Annotated in this window: 21 protein-coding genes; 9 read left to right on the top strand and 12 right to left on the bottom strand. The window is 48.6% G+C overall.

Annotation, left to right across the window (positions count from 1 at the left end; translation table 11 throughout):
* Positions 1 to 240 precede the first annotated feature (240 nt).
* Complete coding sequence (locus tag KJS94_RS12720; RefSeq protein ID WP_214447861.1) at positions 241 to 2,391, bottom strand: S9 family peptidase; 2,151 nt, start codon at positions 2,389 to 2,391, stop codon at positions 241 to 243.
* Between the two features lie 213 nt (positions 2,392 to 2,604).
* Here KJS94_RS12720 and KJS94_RS12715 point away from each other — a divergent pair, with 213 nt between their 5' ends.
* Complete coding sequence (locus tag KJS94_RS12715) at positions 2,605 to 2,958, top strand: carboxymuconolactone decarboxylase family protein (protein WP_214447860.1); 354 nt, start codon at positions 2,605 to 2,607, stop codon at positions 2,956 to 2,958.
* Between the two features lie 146 nt (positions 2,959 to 3,104).
* On the top strand, positions 3,105 to 4,463 hold the full coding sequence (locus KJS94_RS12710; RefSeq protein ID WP_214447859.1) for a Gfo/Idh/MocA family protein: 1,359 nt from the start codon (positions 3,105 to 3,107) through the stop codon (positions 4,461 to 4,463).
* Between the two features lie 130 nt (positions 4,464 to 4,593).
* On the opposite strand, the gene KJS94_RS12705 is transcribed toward KJS94_RS12710, so the two are convergent.
* Complete coding sequence (locus tag KJS94_RS12705) at positions 4,594 to 5,616, bottom strand: LacI family DNA-binding transcriptional regulator (RefSeq protein ID WP_214447858.1); 1,023 nt, start codon at positions 5,614 to 5,616, stop codon at positions 4,594 to 4,596.
* Positions 5,617 to 6,113: 497 nt separating this feature from the next.
* On the opposite strand from KJS94_RS12705, the gene KJS94_RS12700 reads away from it, so the two are divergent.
* From KJS94_RS12700 to KJS94_RS12685, 4 genes are read left to right on the top strand one after another with little or no spacing between them, the layout of a single operon-like run.
* Positions 6,114 to 9,302: a SusC/RagA family TonB-linked outer membrane protein gene (locus tag KJS94_RS12700; RefSeq protein WP_214447857.1), complete on the top strand. Its 3,189-nt coding sequence runs from the start codon at positions 6,114 to 6,116 to the stop codon at positions 9,300 to 9,302.
* A gap of 14 nt (positions 9,303 to 9,316) precedes the next feature.
* Positions 9,317 to 10,810: a RagB/SusD family nutrient uptake outer membrane protein gene (locus KJS94_RS12695; protein ID WP_214447856.1), complete on the top strand. Its 1,494-nt coding sequence runs from the start codon at positions 9,317 to 9,319 to the stop codon at positions 10,808 to 10,810.
* Between the two features lie 19 nt (positions 10,811 to 10,829).
* Positions 10,830 to 11,519 carry a fasciclin domain-containing protein gene (locus tag KJS94_RS12690; RefSeq protein WP_214447855.1) on the top strand — a complete coding sequence of 230 codons (690 nt, stop codon included), beginning with the start codon at positions 10,830 to 10,832 and terminating at the stop codon, positions 11,517 to 11,519.
* Positions 11,520 to 11,531: 12 nt separating this feature from the next.
* On the top strand, positions 11,532 to 12,536 hold the full coding sequence (locus tag KJS94_RS12685) for a hypothetical protein (protein WP_214447854.1): 1,005 nt from the start codon (positions 11,532 to 11,534) through the stop codon (positions 12,534 to 12,536).
* Between the two features lie 128 nt (positions 12,537 to 12,664).
* On the opposite strand, the gene KJS94_RS12680 is transcribed toward KJS94_RS12685, so the two are convergent.
* Positions 12,665 to 14,446, bottom strand: a complete 1,782-nt coding sequence (locus tag KJS94_RS12680) for an adenylate/guanylate cyclase domain-containing protein (protein WP_214447853.1) — start codon at positions 14,444 to 14,446, stop codon at positions 12,665 to 12,667.
* A gap of 9 nt (positions 14,447 to 14,455) precedes the next feature.
* Positions 14,456 to 14,833, bottom strand: a complete 378-nt coding sequence (locus tag KJS94_RS12675; protein ID WP_214447852.1) for a hypothetical protein — start codon at positions 14,831 to 14,833, stop codon at positions 14,456 to 14,458.
* 217 nt (positions 14,834 to 15,050) lie between these two features.
* On the opposite strand from KJS94_RS12675, the gene KJS94_RS12670 reads away from it, so the two are divergent.
* The gene (locus KJS94_RS12670; RefSeq protein ID WP_214447851.1) at positions 15,051 to 15,476 is read left to right on the top strand and encodes a DoxX family membrane protein; all 426 of its coding nucleotides are present in this window, start codon (positions 15,051 to 15,053) and stop codon (positions 15,474 to 15,476) included.
* Positions 15,477 to 15,504: 28 nt separating this feature from the next.
* Here the strand turns inward: KJS94_RS12670 and KJS94_RS12665 are convergent, their stop codons facing one another.
* From KJS94_RS12665 to KJS94_RS12630, 8 genes are all read right to left on the bottom strand, one after another.
* The gene (locus KJS94_RS12665; protein WP_214447850.1) at positions 15,505 to 16,062 is read right to left on the bottom strand and encodes a pyridoxamine 5'-phosphate oxidase family protein; all 558 of its coding nucleotides are present in this window, start codon (positions 16,060 to 16,062) and stop codon (positions 15,505 to 15,507) included.
* A 9-nt stretch (positions 16,063 to 16,071) separates the two neighbouring features.
* Positions 16,072 to 16,350, bottom strand: a complete 279-nt coding sequence (locus tag KJS94_RS12660) for a hypothetical protein (RefSeq protein WP_214447849.1) — start codon at positions 16,348 to 16,350, stop codon at positions 16,072 to 16,074.
* Positions 16,351 to 16,377: 27 nt separating this feature from the next.
* Complete coding sequence (locus tag KJS94_RS12655) at positions 16,378 to 17,043, bottom strand: hypothetical protein (protein ID WP_214447848.1); 666 nt, start codon at positions 17,041 to 17,043, stop codon at positions 16,378 to 16,380.
* 169 nt (positions 17,044 to 17,212) lie between these two features.
* A complete protein-coding gene (locus KJS94_RS12650; RefSeq protein ID WP_214447847.1) occupies positions 17,213 to 18,145 on the bottom strand; it encodes a hypothetical protein in 933 nt (310 codons plus the stop codon).
* A 480-nt stretch (positions 18,146 to 18,625) separates the two neighbouring features.
* Complete coding sequence (locus tag KJS94_RS12645; protein WP_214447846.1) at positions 18,626 to 20,092, bottom strand: serine hydrolase domain-containing protein; 1,467 nt, start codon at positions 20,090 to 20,092, stop codon at positions 18,626 to 18,628.
* A gap of 77 nt (positions 20,093 to 20,169) precedes the next feature.
* On the bottom strand, positions 20,170 to 21,552 hold the full coding sequence (locus KJS94_RS12640; RefSeq protein ID WP_214447845.1) for a serine hydrolase: 1,383 nt from the start codon (positions 21,550 to 21,552) through the stop codon (positions 20,170 to 20,172).
* Between the two features lie 48 nt (positions 21,553 to 21,600).
* The gene (locus tag KJS94_RS12635; protein ID WP_214447844.1) at positions 21,601 to 23,073 is read right to left on the bottom strand and encodes a serine hydrolase domain-containing protein; all 1,473 of its coding nucleotides are present in this window, start codon (positions 23,071 to 23,073) and stop codon (positions 21,601 to 21,603) included.
* Positions 23,074 to 23,308: 235 nt separating this feature from the next.
* Positions 23,309 to 24,130, bottom strand: coding sequence for a helix-turn-helix domain-containing protein (locus tag KJS94_RS12630; RefSeq protein ID WP_214447843.1), 822 nt, complete (start codon positions 24,128 to 24,130; stop codon positions 23,309 to 23,311).
* Between the two features lie 359 nt (positions 24,131 to 24,489).
* Here KJS94_RS12630 and KJS94_RS12625 point away from each other — a divergent pair, with 359 nt between their 5' ends.
* Together KJS94_RS12625 and KJS94_RS12620 are read left to right on the top strand one after the other, a co-directional pair.
* Positions 24,490 to 25,029 (top strand): DUF2975 domain-containing protein, encoded by a 540-nt coding sequence (locus KJS94_RS12625; protein WP_214447842.1) that lies wholly within the window; start codon positions 24,490 to 24,492, stop codon positions 25,027 to 25,029.
* Positions 25,030 to 25,032: 3 nt separating this feature from the next.
* On the top strand, positions 25,033 to 25,251 hold the full coding sequence (locus KJS94_RS12620) for a helix-turn-helix domain-containing protein (RefSeq protein WP_214447841.1): 219 nt from the start codon (positions 25,033 to 25,035) through the stop codon (positions 25,249 to 25,251).
* Positions 25,252 to 25,283: the final 32 nt, after the last annotated feature.

Genomic DNA, 25,283 nt, shown 5'->3' with positions numbered 1-25,283 from the left:
GAAAGATCAGCCAAAAAAATTGAGGCCATCCCAATCGGGGTGGCCTCTTCATTTCTGCCATTTTTTCACCCGCGTCGGACTCGAATCCGACCCGAATCCGACCCGAATCCGACCCGTCTCCGACCCGGGTCCGACCCGTCTCCGACCATGCCGGAAAATTCGGGTGATAAAACGGAGAATTTCAGGTTTGGGAAACTTGGCACGGGTAATTGAAAGAAATAGTCATGACAAAATGTATGGTTATTTGGTCATGTATCTTTCGAAGAATTCCCAGGTCCGGAGCATTTGGTCCATCCTTTGGCGGTTGTTGCCGCTGCGGGTGATCTCATGGGTGGCACCCGGATGGCGGACATATTCTACCGGCCGGCCCAATACTTTCAGGCTCTTGTACATCTGCTCACTCTGGATGACACCTGTACGCAGGTCGTTTTCGCCGTGAAAAATGATATAAGGTGTTGTGATGTTCTGGACATAGCTGATGGGTGATTCCCTTTCAAGGATGTCCAGCACCTGTTTTTCCCAGGGATAGCCGCCAAAATAATTGGGTACGAGTCTCCAGGCGTTGCCTTCGCCAAAGAAGGTGCGCAGGTCGTAAACGCCGCGCTGGCTGCAGGCCGCAGCAAAGCGCTTGTCATGGCCTAGGATATAACCGATCAAGTATCCTGCATAGGACCCGCCGGTTACGAATAAACGGGATGGATCAGCCCAGCCTTCTGCTACGGTCTTGTCGAGGGCAGAGAGTACATCGGTCATCGGGCCGTTACCCCAATCATTAACGTTGGCCTTGAGGAAATCGTACCCATAGCCTCCTGAACCCCTTGGGTTGCTGTACACCACCCCGTAGCCCTTGCTGCACCAGAACTGGAATTCATGCCACATGCTGCTTTCGCCAGGGCCCCACATGGCGGAAGGACCTCCATGGATCTCGAGCAAGAGGGGATACTTCTTACCGGGGGTATAGTTGGCTGGTTTCATCACCCAGTATTCAACGGTCAGTCCCTTCTCATTCGTAAACGTATGCTTTTCGGGAAGTACAATATTCTTCTGCTTCACCCAGTCGAAGTTGAATGCTGACAGGCGTTTCTCATTTTTCGCATAACCATCAGCGCTATAGAGGTCGAAGGGATCGCTCACCATGGTCTTTACATATACCATCTTGTTATTTACTACATCGAAGCTGCCGATGCCTTCATCAACGGAACCGAGGGTTTCGAGCTTTTTGGTCTTGATATCGTAACGCAACACTATCGAACCACCATTGCTTTGTGCTGCTGCATATAGTACATCATCACCCATGAAAGTGAGATTGGACCTGTTGCGATCGTATGGGATATTGATGAAATCTTTCTCAGTTCCGTTGGCCGGAATCAACCCGATTGATGGAATGGTAACAAAGCCTACCGGGCCATGGGAAAAGGCGATCCACTTACCAGTGGCGGAAACCACGGCATTCCCATAGTTGTAATCCTTCTTCTGCAAGAGGGGAGTGAACCCTGAACCATCTGTATTGACGCGATAAATGGCACTGGCCAATACCCGGTCGGGGTGGGTATTGAAATCTGATTCGCCTTCCACCAGCAACTGGGTATTGCTGAGGAACTGGGGATTACTAAAGCTGTTGATGCCTTTCGTTACCTGCCTCGGCTGTGAACCGGCCTGCGCAGGCACTATGAACACATGGCTGATGGTCATCTCACCATTGGTGGAAGATTCTTCCTGGAACTGCAGCCTGTTGATCACTTTCGCCCGCTTGTCCTTTTCATTTTGCTGGAGCCAGGCACGGGCTTCTGCTATCCCGCCATCGGGATCGGGCGTTGCACTGCTGTTCCTGAGCTGGTCTTTGGGCTCGATGCCGGGTCTTTCGGTTGACCATGAGGGTGGTATCAAACCCGGATTAAGGGAAGAATCATTGGCCAGTTCCCGCCAGTTGATCGCGGAAACGAAGGCGATCGATTTCCCATCAGGACTCCACCTGGGATTGCCTGCACCGTACTTGTAGCGGGTAAGCTGGAGTGGCTCTCCTCCTTTAAGGGAGAGGAGGAAGATCTGTGGCCTTCCATCCACTTGCCGCACAAAAGCCAGCTGGCTGCCGTCCGGGCTGAGGGCAGGCTGTGCCGCACCTTCCTTTGCGGCTGTGAGTTGGCGGGGGGCAGCGCTGCCATCTGTCGGGACTGTCCAGAGCTGCGTCTGGTACTGGTATTCCCATTTTTTGTCTGCTTCGGGTTCAATACTGGTGAGGGTAAAGAAGGCTGAAGCGCCATCGGGGGATAGCTGGACATTACCCGGCTGTTTGATGCGGAGCATGTCTGAAACCTTAACCGGTTCTTTCCCACCCTGGCCGTAGCTAAGGGCGCTGCAAACCAGGAAGGAGAGGAATAATGATGTTCTCATAGCAATGTTTTGGTCTCCGAATTTACGGATTATCGACCCGTTATGCCCCCTGGCAATTATTATTCGGCCTGGTACCGGATGAATGAGGAGTTGTTGCAAGCTCCCGGGAATCCATAAAATGTTCAACAAATGCTTCCCCCAGAACATTGGAAGATCTTCCAACTGGTCCCAATTAATAGGGGTTCTTTACTTTTGGCCATAAACATTATTGACATGAGTAAACTGATAGAAGAATTCAATGACTACCGTGCCAGGATGAACGAAGTGATCCTGAGCAAGAATAACCTGGTGATGAAGCGCCTATGGAACCTGGACACCAATACCTATGATGATGGCGCCCTCGACAAGAAGACCAAGGAGATGCTCGGCCTGGTGGCCAGCATGGTATTGCGTTGTGATGATTGCATCAAGTATCATCTTGGTAAAAGCCATGAGCTGGGCGTGACTACCGAACAGATGTACGAGATTTTTGCGGTGGCCAATATCGTTGGTGGTACCATCGTGATTCCGCATACACGCAGGGCAGCGGAATATTGGGAAGAACTTTGTGCCACTGCAGGATCCTGATTTTCCTCAAACGTTTGCATGCGCCAATGCTGGCAGGGAAAGATTAAGTTTGACCAGGCATCTTCCAACAGGATGCGGGATCGGGAAAGGACATCCGCCCCGGATCCCAATCGCATAAATAAGGCTCCTGAATAAAAACACTGACAATGAAAAGAAGAAATTTCGTTCGCAATGTAGCCCTGGCCGGTTCAGGCCTGGCCATCGCTCCCTCCGTGAATATCCTGGCCAATAAGCCCGCCGATGCAAAGGTGAAACTGGGTTTTATTGGTGTAGGACTCCGCGGCCAGAATCACCTTGACAATGCCATCCGCCGCACGGATGTTGAACTGGTGGCCATTTGCGATATCGATAACCGGATGCTGGAATCCAGCAGGAAGATCGTTGAAGGCCAAGGTAAGAAGTGGCCCAAAGTGTATACGGGAAGTCCTTATGCCTATCGGGAGATGCTGGCCAAGGAAAAGCTGGATGGGGTGATCATTTCCACGCCATGGGAATGGCATGCCCCCATGATCATCGATTCGCTCAATGCTGGTATCAGGTATGTGGGATCGGAAGTGATGCTGGGTATCACCCTGCAGGACCATTGGGATGTAGTGAAAGCTGCTGAACGAACCAGGGGCAATGTGATGATGCTGGAGAATGTTTGTTACCGTCGTGATGTTTTGGCTATCCTCAATATGGTACGCCAGGGAATGTTCGGGGAATTGATCCATCTGCAGGGCGGCTACCAGCACGATCTCCGTGCGGTGAAGTTCAATGATGGCAAGAATGCTTATGGTGGCGGGGCAGAGTTTGGTGAGAAGGGTTTCTCGGAAGCCGCCTGGCGGACCAACCATTCGGTTCATCGTAACGGTGACCTATACCCGACGCATGGCATCGGGCCCGTGGCGGAAATGCTGAACATCAATTATGGTAACCGCTTCGTATCCCTGAACTGTTTTGCGTCAAAAGCAAGGGGTTTGCATGAGTATGTGACCAAGATTGGCGGTGCCAATCATCCCAATACCAAGGTGGAGTTCAAACTGGGTGATGTGGTAACGACGCAGATCAGGTGTGCCAATGGGGAGACCATCCTGCTGCAACACGATACCAACCTGCCAAGGCCTTATTCACTGGGCTTCCGGGTGCAGGGAACCAATGGTATCTGGATGGACCTGAACAGGTCGATCTACCTGGAAGGCGTAAGCCCTAAAGCACATGTTTGGGAAGAAGCGAAAGCTTATCTCGACAAATATGACCACCCGCTGTGGAAGCGTTGGGGCAAGGGTACGGAGAATGCCGGTCATGGTGGCATGGACTTCTTTGTACTGCATGCATTCATTGAATCCATCAAGCGCAACAAGCCTACGCCGATGGATGTGTATGATGCAGCTGCATGGAGTGCCATCACCCCGCTGAGTGAACAGAGCGTTGAATTGGGGAATGAAACGGTAGAGTTCCCTGATTTCACAGGTGGACAGTGGATGTACAGGAAAAATGAATTTGCGATCACCGACGAATACTAAAAGGAAAGGGCCTGCGTTTAATAGACCAGTAATCAATAGAAAGGAAATAGTAAAAGCGGAACAGTTACGAAAGACAGGATCTAAATGGTTAAGGCTAACGAAAAAGGCGCCCCGAAAGAGGCGCCTTTTCTTATGTCTTTTTATGGATGACCAATTCCCCCTGGATAAGAATGTTTTGGAATGGCAGTTGTTCTTCTTCGCCTGCATTCAATCGATGGAGCAGTAATTCGGCAGCTTTCGCTCCCTGCTTTTGCGGATATTGTTCGATTGACGCCATTGGCGGGTTATCGAGGTATCGGGTGATGGGTAAGTTGGCATAACTGACAAAGAAGATGTCCTTATTGTTCTTTCGTTTGTTGGCCTTGGCATATTGGATCGCATCCAGGGCTACATAATCATTGATGGCCAGGATCGCAGTCGGGGGCTGCCTCAGGCTCATCAGCGATTCCATCGCCTTCCATGTTCCTTCCCTGGTAAGGTCGCAATAGGCTACCAGGGTTAGGTCGATCTTCAGGCGCTTTTTCTCATGCACCTTCATATAGGTATCCGTCCGTTCCTTGGAGGATTTCATTTCTTCCGGGCCATTGATGATACCGATCCGGCGATGCCCTTTTTCCATCAGGTAGGAGATGGCATGGAAAGTGCCATCGGGCATATCGAAAGCCACCTTATCGAATTCATTGGAAGCTGGAACCCTGTCAAAGAAAACCACAGGAATCTGGTATTTCTCCATGGCCCTGAAATGATCGAGGTTCTTGGTGTGCTTGGAAAGGGAAACGATGATGCCATCCACGCGCTGGTTCTTGAATGCGGTCAGGATGGCCTTTTCGCGTTCCACATCATCGTGCGACTGACCAATGAGTACATTGTATTTGTGTGCATTGGCCACTTCCTCAATACCGCTAATGGCTCCCGCAAAAAAGTCCTCAATTAGGTAAGGCAGGATCACCCCTATGGTAAATGTCTTCCTTTGCTTGAAGAATATAGCGGTCTGGTTGGGCTCATAACCCAGGTCCTCTGCCAGTTTGCGCACCCTCATTTTTGTCCGCAGCCCTATGCTGGGATGGTCATGCAATGCCCTTGATACAGTGGAAACGGATATGTTCAACTGCTGTGCTATTTCCTTTATGGTAGGTAACTTCTTTAACGACATAGATCAACCATTTACCTTTCTTCCTTTAAGGTTTTCAAGGACCGTAGTTTCCTTTCAAAATACTTATGGTATAAATAATAGGGATAGCAAGTTATATAGAACAACTACCCGATATCACCCTGTTAATATCGCATAATTACCGTTTTTACTGCTGTTAAAAATTGCGCAATCGATTGATATTATTGACCAGCTTCATTTTTTCACCATTGACCTGTATCATTCACCATTGAATTTTTCCATTGGTTAAACACATTTCTGTTGTTCATAAAAGGAAGACTTAAGAACAATTTTCCCATCACCAAAAATGCTTCGAACCTAAACACCACATTTCTGCTTTCAATGTCGAGATATTGAAAAAATTGCGCAAACGTTTGACTTGAAATATCAAACGTTTGCATAGCTGTGTTTCAGTTCTGGAGCGGTTTCTACGCTAGTTATTGTGTTAAAAAATCTTGATTTTTATTTCAGTTCAAGAATCAAAAACCAAACCTAACAACATGCTTATGCGTAGATCGCCATCATTGATGTTCATCGGCCTTCTGCTGCTGCTGCTCTTTCCTGTCAGTACACTCCTGGCACAGGACCGTGTGGTAACAGGAATAGTACTGGAGCAAAAGAACGGTCAACCATTGGAAGGGGCAACCATCTCCCTCAAAGGAGGATCGGCTTCCACCCTTACCGATGCTTCGGGACGTTTTCAATTGTCCCTGCCGGGAGGCAAACAGGTCCTTACCATTTCCTTTGTCGAGTATGAACCGCAGGTCATTACTGTTGGTGAAACACAGCAGAGTATCAGTGTGCGACTGATCGAGAAAGGAGGCCGCCAATTGAATGATGTGGTGGTGGTAGGTTACCAGAAACAATCACTCAAGAAGACCACGAGTTCCGTGCAGGTGGTATCAGGCAAATCCATTGAGAACATGCCTGCACCAAGTTTCGAGCAGCTCCTGCAGGGAAAGGTTTCCGGTGTGAACATCCAGAATTTTTCCGGCGAACCCGGTGTGCGCAACACCTTTACCGTGCGCGGTAACTCCACCATTGTGACCGACCTGAACGGTGGATTGGATGATGCGAGGACGCTGAGTACGCCACTCTATGTAATTGATGGAATTCCCATTTCCGTTACTGACCTGGAGAGCACTTCCAGCACGGGTACGAACTACCTGGCAGGCATTAACATCAACGATATTGAAAGTATTGTGGTGCAGAAGGATGCTGCCGCTACTGCCGTATGGGGATCAAGGGGCGCCAATGGCGTGATCGTAATCAAGACCAAGCGCGGCCGTACCGGTAAGCCACAGCTGCGATTTTCTTTCTACACCGGCCTGACCAAGAAGCCTGAACTGATGCGGACGGTAGCAGGTGCTGAAGAACGCTGGCAGAAGCTGGGACTGATGCGGGATTATGGTACTTACCAGAACCTCGCCAATATTCCCCAGGTATTGTCTGATAGTTTGAACCCGGCCTTCAATAATGCCACCGACTGGCAGGATCTCTTTTACCAGGATGGTAAGGTGAACAATGCCGATATGAGTGTGTCGGCGGGAAATGAGACTGTAAACTATCGCCTCGGCATCAACTATTATGATGAAGAAGGGATCATCCGCCAGACCGGCTTCAAGCGTTTTTCGATCAGGGGAAATTTCGATTTCAGGGTGAGCAAGAAATTCAACATCAACCTGAACCTTTCTGCTACGCGCCTCGACCGCAAGCGCGGACTGGGAAGGGGAAGGAATGATATCGTTCCCATCAATGCCGCTACCATGCCGGCATCCTTCTATGCCCTTACCGATGAGGATAAGGCATTCTATTATGGCGGTTATGACAAGCAGAAGGACAAGAACCAATCTGATGCCTTTACCGCCTATGTACAGGCCAATTACGATATCGTAAGGGGATTGCAGTACTCTTTCCAGGGATCACTCAGTTCCACTGCCGATCGCAGGAACAGGTTCCAGCCCAAGGAGATCACGCCCGATGGCAGGTCCTATGCCGCTTCCTTCCAGAACAATTATTTCCAGTACTACCTGGCCAACGTGCTCACCGGAAGCAAGACCCTGGGCAAGGGCCATAATTTTGGGGTGGTATTGACACAGAGTTTCCAGCTGGATGACAAGCAGGGTAGCAGCCTCGAAGGGTTCAATGTACCCGATGAGAACATCCAGGTGGTTTCGGGTGTGCCCCAACGTGACCTATATGGTTATTCCTATGCACAGCAATCAGGGTTGCTTTCTTTCATGGGCCAGTTGTCCTATGACTACAAGCAGAAGTATATCCTGAACGCCTCCTGGAGGGCAGATGCTTCTTCCCGATTCGGCCAGGATTCCAAATGGGGTTATTTCCCCTCCGTATCGGCAGCCTATATCCTGTCGGAGGAAAAGTTCATGGAGCGCTTCAACTGGATCGATCTCTTCAAGATCAGGGGAAGCTATGGTCTGTCCGGGACCATGCCGGAGGATTTCTATGCGCCTTTCAACGTATGGAATGTAAACCAGGGAACCTATAACGGTATTGTGATGGCGACTCCTTCCTTCAATAAGCCATTGACACTGCCCAACCTTACCTGGAACAAATCGAACCAGTTGAACATTGGCTTCGACCTATTCATGTTTAATAATCGGGTGAACATCACCGTTGATGCCTATCGCAGGAACTCGCTGAACCCCATCCTGAACCTGCCCTTCCCATTCTATACTGGTTACACTTCGCAGACCTACAATGCGCCGTTGAATATCCTGAACGAAGGGGTTGACCTGCAGATCCAGACCCGCAACCTTCCCAGGAACAGTGCGGTGCAGTGGACCACGAACCTGAACATGTCCTTCAACAAGAACAGGATCGCTTCACTGCCCAATGGTAACAGGACCTTCTACTCCAGCTCTTACAACTATAACCAGGAGCTGATCTTCGCCGTAGGCCAGCCGATCTATACCTGGGCGCAGATGCAGTACAACGGTGTGTACAACCGTATGGGTGAGATCCCGGTGAATCCCTTGACCGGCCAACGCCTCACCTATTTCAAAACCTATTACCCGGTACAGCCCGGATTCCCCATATGGACCGATGTGAACCAGGACTGGGATGTATGGAGTGATGAAGACAAGGGTGAAGCGAAAGGTGACCTCGTTGCCACAGGTGATCCCAATCCAAAAGTGGTTGGTGGCTTGTACAATGAATTCACCTGGAAAGGATTCTCCCTGGGTATCCTCTGCACCTACACCTTCGGAAGGGATATCATCAATAACCATTTGTCCTCGCAATTCCAGAACGTGTGGAACTTCGGAGACATCAACAATTTTGCGTCGCAGCGCTTGCCAGACCTTTCCCAATTCAACTATTGGGTGCCCACCATGGCGGGCAAGGACAAGACCGGTTCAGCAGACTTCCCCAGCCTGAATCCTTATGGCCCGAACTACTACCAGTTCCTTCCCTTCAGCACTTTGTGGAATGAGAACGGCAGTTATTTCAAGATCAGGAATATCAGCATGGGCTACAACTTCAACCCTTCTTTATTGAAGCGTATTGGTCTGCAGGGCGCAAGGATCTACAGCATCGTGGACAATATCTACACTTTCCAGCAGGCGAGTGTCCCGGATGCAGAACTGGTGAGTCCGCAGGGAGAATACCGTGGTACCGCCTATCCACTGCCCCGCAAGTACACCTTAGGATTTGAAGTGACCTTCTAACAAAAACTTGAACAATGAAAATGTATCATCCCACAATATTTGGAACGGCAAGGTTGAAGTTGCTCCTCATTGGTGCAGCCATCGCCAGCCTTGGCCTTGGTTCCTGCACGAAGTATATCAACCTGGAGCCAGAAGATGCCACTTATGACCAGGTATTCTGGACCAGTGGCGAGAACGTGGAGAAGGCCATCAGCGGTGCTTATGGACAGATCCGTAATGCCTTCCAGCAGGACCGCAGCTATTTCGTTTTTGGTGACCTGCCGGCAGATGAGTTCTGGCTGGATGCCGGCACCTTCTGGAATTACCAGGACCTGCTTTACCAACGGCGTTTCCGTTTCAGTTATGCGCCTTACCTGGAACAGACCGTACACAACTGGACCAGGTTCTACACCATTGTTAACCAGACCCACCTGATCGTTGAGAATACTGCCAGGATTGGTGTGGACGAGTTCGATGGCGGATGGGAAGAGAAGAACAGGTTGCTGGGAGAGGGACATTTCCTTCGCGCCTTCACCTATTTCTACATCAATAAGGTTTGGGGTGATCCCATTCTTACTAAGGAATCCCTGAAAGACCCCACCAAAGTGGAACCTATTGGTCGTTCCCCTGAAGCCGCTGTGCTGGATTACTGTATCGAAGACCTGAAGAAGGCTTCTGCCTTGTTGCCCTTCAATGCCGAAACAGGATTGGACAAGTCCCGTGCCGATAAGGGTGCAGCCTGGGCATTGCTGGCGCAGGTTTATGCCTGGAAGCAGGATTATGCCAATGCCGAGAAGTACTGTGATAGTGTGATCCAATCCAACCAGTATGCACTCGAGGCAGGCGAAAACTTCAGCGCCATCTTCCAGGGGAATTCCAATGAGACCATCCTGGAGTTGTTCATGAAGTTCGATGCCAACAACAAAGAAGCTACCGCCGATTTCTTTGGCGACTTCCTTCATGACCCCATCGTACGCAATAAGGCGCCATGGGAAGCATGGGAGTTGAATGGCGACCGTATCTACACCCTCTATGATTCTACCGTAGATAAAAGGTTCCATCAAACTGTTGGCTTGATCGAAACAGGTTATCCAGCGCTGGTGAAGTATGCTAATGTGAACTATTTCGATCCATCCCGTCCAACGGTTTATGTGGTAGACAATAATCTTGTATTGATCAGGCTAGCGGATATCCTCTTGTTGAAAGCAGAAGCCGCTTTCAAGAATGGAAACGAAGGTGTGGCCCTGCAGTACCTGAACCAGGTGAAGGAAAGGGCAGGACTGGAGCCGGTTGCATTGACAGGGGAAGCCCTTTATTATGAACTGATCGATGAACGTTACCGCGAACTCTACGGAGAAGGCGTGCTTGCCTTTGACATGATCAGGATGGGCAAACTGGCAGAACTCTTCCCCGATGCCTATTCAGCGGAGCGCATCAGCAAGAAGGGCTACTACTGGCCATTGGATATGCGTACCCTCCTGCCACAGGACCCATTGCTCACGCAGAACGAATGGTGGAAAAATCATTGATCAAAATTAATAACCAGCTATGTTGCGAATAAAGAATACAATCATAATAATGGTGTTGGCCGCGGTGACCTTCGTGTCCTGCAAGCGCGATGAATATTTCATCGGCGGCTCCACCCATAGTGCGAAGGTGGACATGACCACTTACGATTACCTGAAAAGCCATCCACAGGGACTTTTCGATACACTGTTGCTATTGGTGGACAAGGCAGGAGTGAAGGAGAAGATCAATAAACCCGGGATCACCTTTTTCGCGCCAACCGATTATGCCGTGAACAGTTACCTCTCCAAGCGGGTAAAGGAGGAACAGAATATCGACCCATTCCGGCAGTGGACCATCGACTCCATGATCAAGTATGAATTGCCCAAGTTTGCGGATTCAATCGATACCTACATTATTGCTGAAGAGTTGGGTTACGACAAGCTAACTAAGAATGGTAAGAAGTACAATACCATGCATCCGGGTACACAGTCTGTGGTTTCCTATGAAGAAACAAGGGATCCCAGCCTTGGCTATAACCCCAATGTAAGTACCATTCCCAGGATCGTTTACTACACCTTGTTGTTTGAGGATATCCCACCGCCCATTGTAGCTCCCGAGATCCCCAGTGAGCAGGGTAAACGTGAGCGGGTGCAGACCTCGGGCATCCAGAGCAATACAGGAACGATCATGGTGTTAAACAATGCGCATTCCCTGTTCTTCAGGAAATAAAAACCCATTAACATGACCAGAATATTATTTCAATATGCGGCTGCCCTGGTATTGGGCTGCCTGGGCCTGACCGGCTGTAAAAAATTACCAGATGGGTTTTTAAGTCCCATCATCCGTTATGAAGAAGATCCCATCATCATCCAGAAGGGCAGGGTGAAAGTGAGTTCCGCCCTGAACTATGATGGTTCCACCAAACCTGCCAATGTTAAGTTGGTGCATGTTTACAACAGGGAAACAGGAGCCATAGTGGACAGCCTGTTCATGAAGGAATATACCATCAAGGGATGGACCGGACTTTATGATCCCAAGACCGATACCACGCTGGAACTGATCGCTGCCAAGCAGGCCGATATGGTGGTAACGCCGATCAGGATCAACCCGGTTAGCGGACAATTGGAAGCCAATTTTACGACCATCTACCTGCCTACCGGAAAGTATGAATTTGACCTGGAGATCAGCAATGGCGCGGGCACAAGCTTGTATGAGCGGATCGGGAAGTTCGATCTCGTAGATGCCAAACCCTACGAAGCCCATCCGGAGATCGGTACGCCCTATAACCGGATGATCAGGGTTGGTAACGAATCCAGCGGTACCAACCTGTTCAATGTGAATGTGGTGATCAAGAGGATAGCCGATGCGCCTAATAAGGTGATCGTTAAGTTCATTGACAAGAAGGGTGCCATCTTTAACCCTAAGGCCGGCGAGATCCAGCGCCGACCCAATACAGGCAATAACCCTACCCCGCCCTATTTGCAGACCCTGCAGGATTATTCATTAAAGACAGAGTTGTTTGATGACCGCATGGAGTTTTCTTACGGGGTGGTGCCATTCCCGCTGAGTTCATTGGGAAATGGTTTCAATATCTACTACCGGATTCCCACACAGTATTTTTCGCATGATAACCAGGCCACTTACCCTGATGGTTCTTTTTCGGCCAACCCCAGGTTTGTTTTCAGGGCCTTTGTTCCCGGTTCCTATGAAATTTTATTCAGCTTCCCCGATGTGACGCGGAAATAGTTCTTATTGCAGTCGTTGTTTTGGTTAACTGCCCTGGTATTTTACCGGGGCAGTATTTTTTATGAAAGTATAGGAGCAGAAATTGCAAGGACCTGACCATATCTGCTGGTCATGATGGATATTCGATGTTAGAGGAGATAATACATTTTCACCGGACCATGGTTCTTGATCTCTATTTCACCACGGTATTCGCAAGGGAATTCATTCCTGATCTTCTGGTAGGTGGATTCGGAGAGGTTGATCTTTCCCGCAATGGACATGGATTCCATGCGCGAGGCAATATTGACCGTATCGCCCCAGATATCGTATTGCCATTTTTTGATGCCCACAATGCCTGCCACTACGGGACCGGTATGGATGCCTATCCTTAATTCAAAATGATGGATGCCATCATTTGCCGATAGTTCTACACTTGCCAGGGTCATCATTTCCTTTGCCGCCATGATCACTTTCCTTACATGGTCAGGATCGGAAATTGGCAATCCGCCTGCGCACATGTAGGAGTCACCAATGGTCTTGATCTTTTCGAGCCCAAACTTACTCGTGATCTCATCAAATTTCTTATAGTAGAAATCGATGCTTTGCACCAGTTGCTCCGCTTCAACCTTTTCCGCTGCCCGGGTGAACTGGACGAAATCGGTGAACAGTACTGTGACCTCGTTAAACTTTACGGCATTCACTTTCCCGTTCGCTTTCAGTTCCTGCGCAATGGAAGCAGGAAGGATATTGAGCAGCAAGCCTTCCGACCTTTTCTTCTCCTTTGATATCCTTAAATAGGCTTTGTAAGAATAGAGCAGGAAGGCAATGGTAAGGACCAGGATCACGGCCATTGAGAACATCCTGACCAATTGGGTCTTTTTCTGTTGGTTCAGCAGGTCGACCTCTGCCTGCTTCCTGGACACTTCATAGGTGGTGCGCAGGTCAGCCATCCGTTGAATACCGTTGATATCGTTGACGCTGTCACGATAAAGGATGGATTGCTTGTAATAGGCGAAGGCAGCTGCGGTATTTCCTGATTGCTCATAGATTTCGGAGAGCTTCAGGCTGGCTTTGCTGATCATATCTTTCAGTCCGTATTGCCTGGCCATCAACAGGCTCCGGTCGGCGTAGCCAATCGCCCTTGGCAGCTCCTTTTTCTCATTATAGATGTCGGCCATGGTCAGGAGGTATTCGCTGATGGGCAGGTAGGTTCCCATTCCCTCCAGTAAGCTGATGGCTTCATTGATCTGTTGTTCCGCCAGTTGGTTCTGGCCCTTTTGGGCATAAGCCATTCCCATGCTCCCCAGTACATATGCCTTTCCGACCTTATGCTGGATCTTATCGAAGATGGTGCCTGCTTCTTTCAGGTAGGTGAGGGCAGAATCATTGCGACCACGTTTGATGTATTCATCACTTGCATTGAAAATAGCAGAACCAAGTGCGGTGGAGTCCTTCAGTTTCCTGAGCGCGCTGATGGATCTGTTATAGTAATAGATCGCATTGTTATGGTCATTAGCAGAAGAATATACATCGGCGATGGATCCGTACACCATGGATTCGCCAAGGATGTAGTTGGCCTTTTGCGCGGCTTCCAGGCTTTTGAAATAGGCTGCCTGTGCATCACTCAGGCCACCCAGCAATCTCAACTTGTTGCCTTTTTGGAGGTAACCACGATGCAGGTAGAGCTGGTTACCCGAGGAATCGGCCAGCCTGATCAATTCATCGGCATAACGAAGGGCCAGCTTCAGGTTACTCGTTTCATTGAACGCAAGGTCCCTGAGCAGTTCAAGCCTTGCATTGCCCTGAACGGTTCCATGCCTGTAAATGATGGCGAGGCTGTCCGCTATTTTCTGGTCCTGCCCATGTATGTTTTGAATGAACAGCAAAAGCGGGCCCAGCAGTAAGGCCAATGCTTTCGACTGAAGGGTCATGGTGATGGATTAGGAGTTCATTTGGAGTTTGGGGTCTTCTTCGTGCGTCCTTGAATCACCCGGAATCTTGAATTGGATCTTATAATTCAGGCGCGCTCCCTTTCCTGGGGATTGGCCAACGATATGGCCAACAATTACATCCCCCTGCTTTTGGGGCGGGGCAGCAAAAAAATTTACCGAGTTATTGTATTTGGGATTGGTCCCGGGAGGAGAATACTCCACACCAACTAATTCTGATAAACCGCTATCTTCATCAAGTTCCCAGATCACCTGATCATCCGGATCAACATCAGTGGTCAGATTACTGTTGCCGGGATTATGGCCCTGGTTATCCCGAAGCTTTAAATTCAAGGATTGCCCATTACGGCTGACATAAATGGTAGGCATGGTGTAAGGTTTAATGGTGAAGGAAGGAGGGCAGGATCTCTTATTAAATTTAAGCATAATACTTCAAAAAAGGGTAAATGGGTATTGGAATTTTACTCCTGTTGACTAATCTGGTAATATGATGCAGATCATGTTGAATAGCCTGTTCCTCTGACCGGTATCAGGCCGGAAAACTTTGGGGGCGATTAGTTTTGGTCTCTTTCCAAAACAACTGGTTATGGCAAATTACAGGACCCTTACCATCAGCAAGCCATCATTGGTGGCCTTAAGAAGCAGTATCGGCGTGATCTATATCTGGTTCGGCATGCTGAAGTTCTTCCAGGGCATGAGCCCGGCCGAGCAATTGGCCATCAATACGATCCACGAGTTGTGTTTCGGTGTCCTGCCAGCCAGGGTGAGCCTTTTATTACTGGCCGGTTGGGAAACCGTATTGGGACTGCTCCTGGTAAGTGGGCTATGGAAGAAACAAGTGATCATTGCCCTGGTCGTGCATATGGTTTGTACGTTCACGCCATTACTGTTCTTCCCGCAACTTTCCTTCAGCCATGCGCCTTATGGCTTCACGCTGGTAGGGCAATACATCATGAAGAATATCGTGATCCTCGCGGCTGCCTGGGTATTGTGGCAGACCAGTGATCAATAGTTGGGGGAAGCGGTCCTTTCTTTTAATACTATTCGTTCTTCAGTCCAAGGTCGGTGGGTAACCCATCCAGGCTGACGAGGTTCTTTTCCTGTACATAATCCTTCAGACCTTCTTCCCCCTTTTGTTCTGCCCATTCAAAATGAATATCGCGGTCACCAACGAAGTCGAATTGCGGGACACCGAAACCGCAGGATGATTGAACGAGGTCGATATCGGCAATGATCAGCTGGCGGGTGCTGGGGTAGATGGTAAAATGGGGGGAATAGGTTTCCCATTCGGGTGTGCCGGGCAGGATGGCCTTTCCCTTGCCATAGAGTCGAAGGATCAGGGGCTTCTTGCCAAAAGAACAGAACATAAAGGTGATGCGCCCATTCTCCAGGGTATGGGCCGAGGTTTCATTGCCACTGCTGATGAGGTCCATATAACCCACCTGTTTGTCGTTCAGGATCCGGAAGGCATCCAATCCCTTGGGGGAAAGGTTGACCCTGCCATCCGCGCTCAGTGGGGCGGTGGCTACAAAGAAGATATGCTGTTCCCGGATGAATTCGGCCTGGTTCGGTTGGATAGAAGTATGGAATTTGCCCATGGATAAAGTTTAGGAATGAAACAATTCAATGAATGCATCAGAGATTACCGCGCGGCCATTAGGGACCTGGTCGCGAATGGCGCATTGGGCAATGAAGGTAAGGATTCCTTCTTTTTCTTCGGCTGATCGGTTGTAGGCAGTCAACCATTGATCAGCGGTTGGCAGGAAAATAATGGCCACACAATCGCCGCCACCGAATTCAAAATCCAGTTTGATCTCCCCTTTATCATCCCGATAAATCACATAGCCGCCACGGCCCATGTTATGGTAATGCAATTGCCTGTTCATAGGCCATTTTGAAAGGTTATGAGCAGATCACAGGTACAGTTCTTCCTTGTTCTTAGGCGTGATGATCTTTACCTGCTCCTTGCGTCTTTCCTGCAAGGTAATAGGTTGTTTCAATTTGTGGGTGAATCGTTCAGAGAGGGTGCTGTTGACCTTTTTAGGTTCGCCATTTTCATCACATTCATCCATGTCCTTATAGAAATTGATGATGCCTGTAGAAATATTATAATCGAACCTCGACCATTGTTCACAGTCCTTGCCGTACAGACTGGTATAGCCAATGAGTTCGAAACGGCCGTTCTGGAAACGGTACTTATCGGTATGGCCCCATTTCCAGCTGCTGCCGCCGTTATGCGCGATGAGCAGGATCCCGTTACTGATATCAACAGCTTCGAAGGGATCACCCATCATGCCGCCTTCGTTGCTTTTGTATACGGCCTGGCTGGACCGTTGCCAGATCACCCAATCATTACCCTGGCGTTTGAAGATGATCAGTTCGCGGTCGATGCCATCCTGGACATTCCCCGGTTGAAGGGGTTTGGTGTTGTATACTTCTACCAGTTCCTCTATGCCGTCCTTATCGAGGTCGCCTTTTACATCCTGTACCAGTTGGTAGCTGGCAGGCAGGCCTTTTGTCTGAGCGAGACAGGGGAAGAAGGAGAGTGCTGATAAGAGGAGGAGGATGGTCTTGGGCATATGGTGGAAGATGATTGATGCTGGTATGAAGATAAGCTATGATGGAGGGTAGTTCAAATTTGCGATTTTTTTGTAACGCAAAGTTCGCAAAGAGACCGCGAAGGACGCAAAGAATAGTTAGGCTTTGCGCTCTTTGCGTTATGCTCTCTTTATTCCGAATATACCATTATCAATCCGTCCTATCGCCCTTTATCACTTTTCTTTCCTGTTGCGGTGCGGGCCGGTTCTCCCGGCGTTCCAGGACCTTGATGATCACTTTGGCCATTTCGAGTGCGGGACCACCGATACCCAATCGCTGGGCATTGGAATTGGCCGGGGCAATGACGGTGCTGGCAGGATAGAAAAGCGCATAATGCTCTTCGTTAGTCGATGTTTTTTCCGGTTGGGGAACGTAGACCTGAATCCTGGTTTTCTGGTAACCTGCCGGGTAGTAACGGACATAGTAGCCATCCGGCTGGCGTTGCCATTGGTGGAGGGCATAATCGGGCCGGTGGATGGTAGATGGGATCCGCAGTACCGCCAACTGTTCATAGGCTGCATAAGACCAGGTGCCCAGTTCAAACAACCTGCGGATATCGCTGCCAGAGGCGGTGTTGGGTACCATGGAAGCGACTGTCCTGACAATGCCCATAGTGCCGCCATTCAGTTCAAAGATCTGCTTTGACGTGAGGAGTTGCCTTCCCGTTGATTGTACCGGTGCCGAAAGTGAATTGAATTCTACCTTATTGACAATGGCCCAAAGCAGCAGCTGGATGTTCTGCTGGTCGAGCCCTTCGGTTTGCTGGGAACGTTTCAGGACCGACTGGATGATGTCCATTCTTGGTCCGGTAAGGTTCACCTGGCCATAGGCATCTCGGCTACCCGGATCGGGTGTGCCGGGTTGGAGGCAATAGGACCTGAACTCGCCTTCGTAGAATCCGGGTTCCAGGTAATAAGCGCCGTCTTCTGTTTGGGGCTGTTCCAGTATGGACAATGGTGGGGTAGAATCGGGCAGGTTGAAAGCACTGGTGGTGGCCAATGGTTGCGGGGCCTGGTTCCGTGAAGGGCTGCAGGAGCAGAGCACCAACAGGAAACTAATACTGCCGAGTAGATATGTTGACATGGGGTACGGGTTTTGGGTTCAACAATAACTCTACCCCAAGTTTGGAATTTTTGTTGGTGTTTGAAAGTAATGGCCTAGTAAAGCTTTGTTAATTCAGGGAACAGGAAATGTATAATCATTGCCTGTTCCAGAGTAGGTGGGTTGTTAGCTATTGGGGAATTATCCAGTTCGACAGGTCCCTGCCTGTTGTTTCGTTTGGCTTTACCTGAGCTGGCAGGCGAATGAAGGAAAACAAGAATAATATCCACAGCTTGAGGTTCATCTTATTTGATTTGATGTTCTTTATAGTATTTCTGGTTTTTCGCTCCTGACTTGAATTTGTTCCATTATAAAGGTTTCAGCTCCTTTGCTTTTCTTGCCGGCATTTACCGTTCTGTTGAATGAAGTACCATTTCATTTTGCCATGCATTATTAAAGCTGCATTTGGATGGAAGGGTCACTAATCCTTCTATGGCAACGATTGCGGATGGGAGCATTTCATCATGGTTTGATGCCTTTGTGAAAGGTTTTCACATCTGCATTGCCTATTCGTTTTCCTTTATCGGTTATGGGATAGGGATTATGATCAATGACCAGTTCCTGATCGGCAGATTTAGGATTGGGAAAGCTGATCACACTTGTTGGGCTAGATTCTACCCTATAGCTCCCATCTTTTTGCAGGTACATAACTTCCGGCAATTCACCGAGTGATTGGATCATCAGTTCCCCATTTTCCTCAAAGACCCTGACAGTCCGGCGGTAATAATTATAGGATCTTGCGAATTCCGAAATTTTGGAGGTGCGGGCAAGGTAATAGGTGCCGCTGATGCGTTCTGCCTCCCCGGCATCAACCTTTGATTTTTCCAGTTTTACTTCAGGAAAGCTTGGTGGTGGAGGTTGGGCGGGTAATCCAAGGAGGTGCCTGCTAATGGCATTGTTCAAGGCCATGGCATGTTGGGTCATGCCATAACTATTGCTGAGCACAATGACTGTAGCATCAAGTTTGGGTATATAGCACCAAGCTCCCGTGTACCCTGATAGTCCACCGAAGTTCCTTAATATTTCATGATCCCCCAATTTGGACAGCATGATCATGTACCCCATCTGATCGGACTTGTTCTTCTTCGCTTCCTCCCTGCTGGTCATCAGTGCATAACTTTCCCGACTGATCAATGTTCCATTGGCAATTGCCCTGCAAAACCGGAACACCTCCTCAGCCGTACTATACAACCTGATCACCGGATCATAAGAGAATAGGGAATAGGTTAGCTGTTTGTATTCCTTGCTTTGCGGATCGTAAGCGTATCCATTGGTGAAGTGGGAAATGACCTTTCCCGGCTCCAGGCTACCGGTATTTTTCAGTTGCAGCGGAGCAAGGAATTCATCAAGGATGTTGGCATAGGGACGTCCATCCACTTTTTCCAGTATGGCACCGAGAATGCTGATATTGGAAATGGACCAGTCGAACCCGGAGCCTGGCTCCTGGGTCAGCGGCATGTCAATAAACCTGGCCATGGCTTCATCCCTCGACTTGGGCATATATAAGGTACTGGCAAATGGGTCGCCCAGGTAATGATAATCCATGATGCCGGAGGTACAGGTGAGCAGTTGTTTGATGGTGATGTCCTTGTAATGTTCAGGAAGGGTCGGGAGGTACTTGGATATCTTATCGTCCAGGCTGAACTTTTTGTTTTCTACAAACTTCATGACCACGGCACTGAGCAAATTGCCGTCCGGTCCCTGTACAAAGTATTTGGTTTCTGTACTGGCGGGTACATTAAAGCCCGGATGGGCCAACCCATAACCTTTGTTATGAATGATCTTATCCCCTTTGGCTACCAGGATGGTCGCCCCAAGGAATTCTGTTTGGCTGGTAATGCGTTGGATGACGGTATCCAAGCCAGGGAAATCCTGTGCCGATAGCTGAAAGAAGGGGACTATGAATAGTAGTAATAATAATTGTTTCATAATAGTGATATTTTTTATGTTGTTGGTTAGTATAAGATGCTTTCAACAACCCATGTAAATTGCTCCTCTGGAAGACCTTACTTCCTAAGTTCAAAGCGCTGTCCCTGCCATTCAAACCAAGCTTTGGCTACCTTGCCATTTTCATCGAATGCGAACTCCAATTTTTGGTCATCACGGATATCCAGGAAAAAGAGACGGTCGGATTCGGGCCTTAGCAGTATATCCTTGTTGCGTTTTACGTATAGTTGGTCACCTTTTCGAAAAACGTTGATCCTCATGCGGCCTTGATTTAAATAGGAGCCTACATAGCGATCCAGAAGGGCAGGATCCAGTTTTACCTCTTTGGGGATATAAGGAAAGGCTACTGCTTCCTCATTTACCAAGGACATTAGTTGTTGTGAAAGGCCTTCGGAATAGTATCCATTATTCGACAGTACAATTATGGTGACATCTGAAGGAATGTAATGGGTATAATAGTTGAAGTATCCCGGCCATGAGCCTCCATGGTGATAGCGGTGGCCAAAACGGGAAGAGTCAATCCTGAGGCCATAGCCATAATACATGTTTTGTATGGAGTCTATAATGGCTTGCGGGGAAAGCATTTGTTGCTGGAGTTCAGGCTTCAGCAGTTTATCCTGCTTCAAGGCCCGGTCCCATTTTAACAGGTCGCCAGTGGTTGAATTGACTACCCCATCACCCTGAAGACCATCCATATAATACACAAAACTTGCTTCCGGTATGCTGTCGGGCAGCAGATATCTTTTAAGGCTATCTGACCATTGATAACCGTAAGCATAATTGGGGATCGTTTCCCCCGAACGCCTGGTATTGTAGATCCTTGTTCTCGTCATTTGCAACGGTGAGAAGATCTTTTCCTGCATAAATTCGGCAAAAGGTTTCCCTGTGACTTTTTCAATGATGGAAGCCAGCAATACGTATCCCGTATTGCTATACCTGTATCGCTTACCGGGCTGGAATAGCACGGCTGGTTTTTCAGCAGCAAGTAAGCGGATCAGATCTAGGTTGAAGGCAATTTTAGAATGATCCCATTTTGCTTCCATCAATGGTTCATAGGGAGGCAGTCCGGAAGTGTGGGTGAGTAAATGCTGAAGGGTAATGTTGGAATAGGGAAGTTCAGGGAAAAACTTCCTAAGTGTGTCCTGCAGGGATAGTTTCTTGTCTTGTTGCAATAGCAGGATGCCCATGGCCGTAAATTGCTTGGAAATCGACCCCAGTTCAAACATAGTTTGCTCATCCAAAGGTTTTTTGGTGGCCAGGTCGCTGTATCCAAATGATTTTTTGTACAGCACTTTACCTTCCCTCGCAATCAATACGTTTCCATTGAAATGATGAATGGCTGTCTTTGCCTGCATGAAGCTATCTAGTAGTGAAGGATTAAAATCCTGTGCCGGTAATTGCCAGGCAAATGTGGCTAACAGAAATGTCAGGAAGGGCTTCATAGTAATTTCATATAAGTAGGTAATGAATGGGAAGCTTTTTATTCGTATTTAATCTATCAGGCTTTTGTGAAAGGTCCTTGCATCAGCATCGCCGATCCTTTCCCCAACCTCTTCTACGGGCTGGCCATCATACTCCCTCACGATACTTTTTATTTTCCCATTGTCAAATACAAATCTTAGGCTTGCCTGGGGCAAGGCTCCTACGATACGATAACTACCGTCCTTTTGTTTCAATAATGGGCTGGGCAATTCGCCCAATTGCTGAATCATCAATTGATCATTCTCAATAAATACCCTTATCGTTCTCTTGTATAATGCAAACGAAGCCGGCCCTTTATTGCCCCCTTTCAACTGGCGCCTTAAATGAAATGTGCCTGTTAAAAGTGTCATTGAATCTTTCGGCACCGCGATGGATGCATAGTTGAGGTCTTTCGGGACCTTGAATGGGAAGGTCGGTACCTTAACAATATTGTGCAGGATCATACCGCCAATCTGGTCTGCCTCCTGAACATTTCCTGTGTTGGAGAATACAATGATGGTAATATCCTCTGCGGGCACATAGCTAAAATAACTGCTGTAGCCGGGCAGGGCGCCGTTAAAATGGTAGATGTCTTTTCCACTAAACTCTGATAGCAGGATAAGGTATCCAAAACGGATATTCTTGTTTCTTTTTGCTTCTTCCTTACTGGTCATCAGGGCGAAGCTTTCCTTGCTGATGAGCCTGGCGTTTTTTAATCCTTTCCACATTTCAAACCAGTCGCCCGCCGTACTATAGATCCTCAGGGAAGGATCATAGTTAAGAACGCTTTGGTAGGCAGGGTAGAGCTCTTGTCTTTCCAGTTGGTACATGTATCCCGGTGCGAAATGATCAATGCTTTTGACCGGGTCTATCACCGCAGTGGAGTTGATCTTCAACGGGGCAATAAACTCTTTCAGTATGTCACGATAGGGCTTCCCAGCAACTTCTTCCAGCAGCATGGTCAGGATCAGGAAGTTGGAAATGGACCATTCAAACCTGGTGCCGGGTGGGTGGGAGAGCGGCAGGTCGATGAACCGTGCCATTACTTCGTCGGTGGTATGGGGCTGGCCCAGGCTACCATCATACCTGTCGCCAAGGTAATGGTAGTCGGGAATCCCGGAAGTACAGGTCAGGAGATGCCTTATGGTAATAGCTTCATAAGCGGATGGGAGCTTTGGCAGGTAGCGGAGCACCTTATCATCCAGACTGAACTTCTTTTGTTCAACATAATGCATCACGATACCAGCAAGTAGGGTACCGTTTGGACCAACGATAAAGTATCGGGTATCAGTTGTCGCCGGCACTTTAAAACCAATATGCGCATAACCATAACCTTTATGGTGGATGATCTCATCACCTTTTGCTACCAGGACTGTTGCGCCTGCAATACGTACACTATCTACGGCAGCTTTTACGAGACTGTCTACATTGTCTTTGGTGATTTGTGCGTAGTTGGAAACATAGGCACATAGGAGTGCCAGGAAACAAAGGAAAGGTTTCATTGAAAAAATAGGATGAGGTTTAATGGAATGGTATTCGGTATATCGTTATCTACTTGATTTCAGGTAGAACGTTAGGATCAATCGCAGATCTCGCTTGTGGCATATTGATCAGCATCGGGAACCGGGATTTTCAAGGTTATTTCCTACAGGCACTCTGCCCGGTTATTTTCCTGGGTGAAAATAGAGCAAGGCAAAAGAAAACCTTTGTAAAAAACCGCCAAATATGTAGAATGGATCAGGTCCCGTAAAAGAACTTCTCATAATCGGTTTTCCCTTTGTAATAATCGGAAGGGGTTTTGCCGGTGATGCTTTTGAAGTCTTTGGTAAAGTGTGCCGGATCAAAATAGCCTGTCTCATTCAGGATATCCTGCCAGCTCATGGGTTTATCTTGCTCAATGAGTTTGGTAACGGCATTGATGCGGGCGATGCGCATGAAGGCTTTGGGGTTTACACCGATGTAGGCCGTGAAGTAACGCTGCAGGCTTCGGTCCGACATGCCGATGCTCTTGCAGATGCGGGGAAGGGTAATGGTGGCATGTTCATTCCTGATCAGGCGGGCAGCTTCTTCTATGGCAGTTAAGGAGTCGGTCGCTTCCATCCACAAGTTTTCCTGCAGGTAGTGCTCCAGGATACTGATCCTGTCTTCATTGGTATCGACCTTTTCCAGGTCGCGGCGCAGGGAAGCATGCCAAACGGCATAGTCTTTCAAATACGAGATGGAATTGGCGAATTGGGTCATGGGTTGGCGGAAGAGCCGGTAGATACCGGTCGGGGCCATCTGGATGCCTATGGCATTGATGGTGCCGGAGATGGTGGAGGAGTAGCGTTTGGAGAACTGCCCCATGATCAGGTCGCCTTCGCAGTTGAATAGTTTTCCATTCGGGAGGATGGCCGTTTGCGGTGTGCCCCCGAAATCAATGATCAGGGATTGCATGATGGAGGGCATGGGCTTGTCCTCGAGCACCATGCCCGGTGGCAGGTTGCCCTTTGCAATGAAAAAACGTTCCAGTACTGTAGTGGGGATTTTCCTTGGTAGTACTGCTTCAAATGAATGCATGGGGAGCTAAAGGTTTTTAGGGGGTCAGTTTTGTACCCAATTCCGCTAGTGGTTACTATTGAAAATACGGATGAATTGCGAAGAAATCAAGGGGGGAGGCCACGAAGTCTCGAAGACTCTAAGCTCCACTAAGACGCCTTAGTGTTCCTTCGAGGCTTCGAGTCTTTGTGGCCCTAAAACCCGCCTTTATACCCCAGCAGGGTCTCCTGAAACGGACCCTGATGAATAGTAGGATGAAAGTTCATCGGGGTCCTCTACGAGAGACCCCGCTGAGGTTATAGTAGAATATTTCATTAAAAATTTATTGAAAAACAATAAATATATATTTATATTCGTGTTGTAAATCGAAAAGCACTAAAATGAAAACAAGTACGAAACAGGTATTGACCCTGATGAAGGTATTGTCATGGGTAGCCTTTATTGGTTTCTGTATTAAAACGGGTTCCTTATTGGTATCCTTTGCCGTGAGCCAGTGGGTGAACCCGGTTGCGGCCCGCGACCTCTACCTCGGGCTTGACCTTTCCGCCCTGAGGGCCATGAGTGAGGTCCAGTATATTGCCATGGTGGCAACGGTAGTACTCCTCACTGCCCTGCAGGCCTGGATGCTTTACCAGGTGATCAATGTCTTCCTCAAGGTCGACCTCGACCATCCTTTCGGGGAGCCATTGGCCAGGCTGGTGGCACGGATCAGCTATGTTGCCATGGCGATCGGGGTATTGTCATTATTGGCTACCAGGTACAATGAGTCCCTGGTGCAAAAAGGAATACCATCTCCCGGACTGGATGCCTTCATTGGATCGGGTGGCGTATTCCTGGTCTTCGGTGGAATCCTCTTTGTCATTACCCTGGTGATCAGGAGGGGAATGGAAATTCAAATGGAAAACGACCTAACCGTATAAGTTATGCCCATAGTTGTGAACCTCGATGTGATGATGGCGAAAAGGAAGATGTCGTTGAATGAATTGTCGGAGAAAGTGGGACTGACCCTGGCCAACCTTTCCATCCTGAAGACAGGGAAGGCGAAGGCCATTCGCTTCAGTACATTGGAAGCGATCTGTAAGGCACTGAACTGCCAGCCTGCGGATATATTGGAATATGTGGAAGATGAGCAGAAGAGATGATGGGCCACGAAGACTCTAAGGCACAAAGAAAC

The sequence above is a fragment of the Flavihumibacter rivuli genome, assembly GCF_018595685.2.
Taxonomy (GTDB): Bacteria; Bacteroidota; Bacteroidia; order Chitinophagales; family Chitinophagaceae; genus Flavihumibacter; species Flavihumibacter rivuli.
This window is presented reverse-complemented; position numbering and strand designations above follow the sequence as displayed.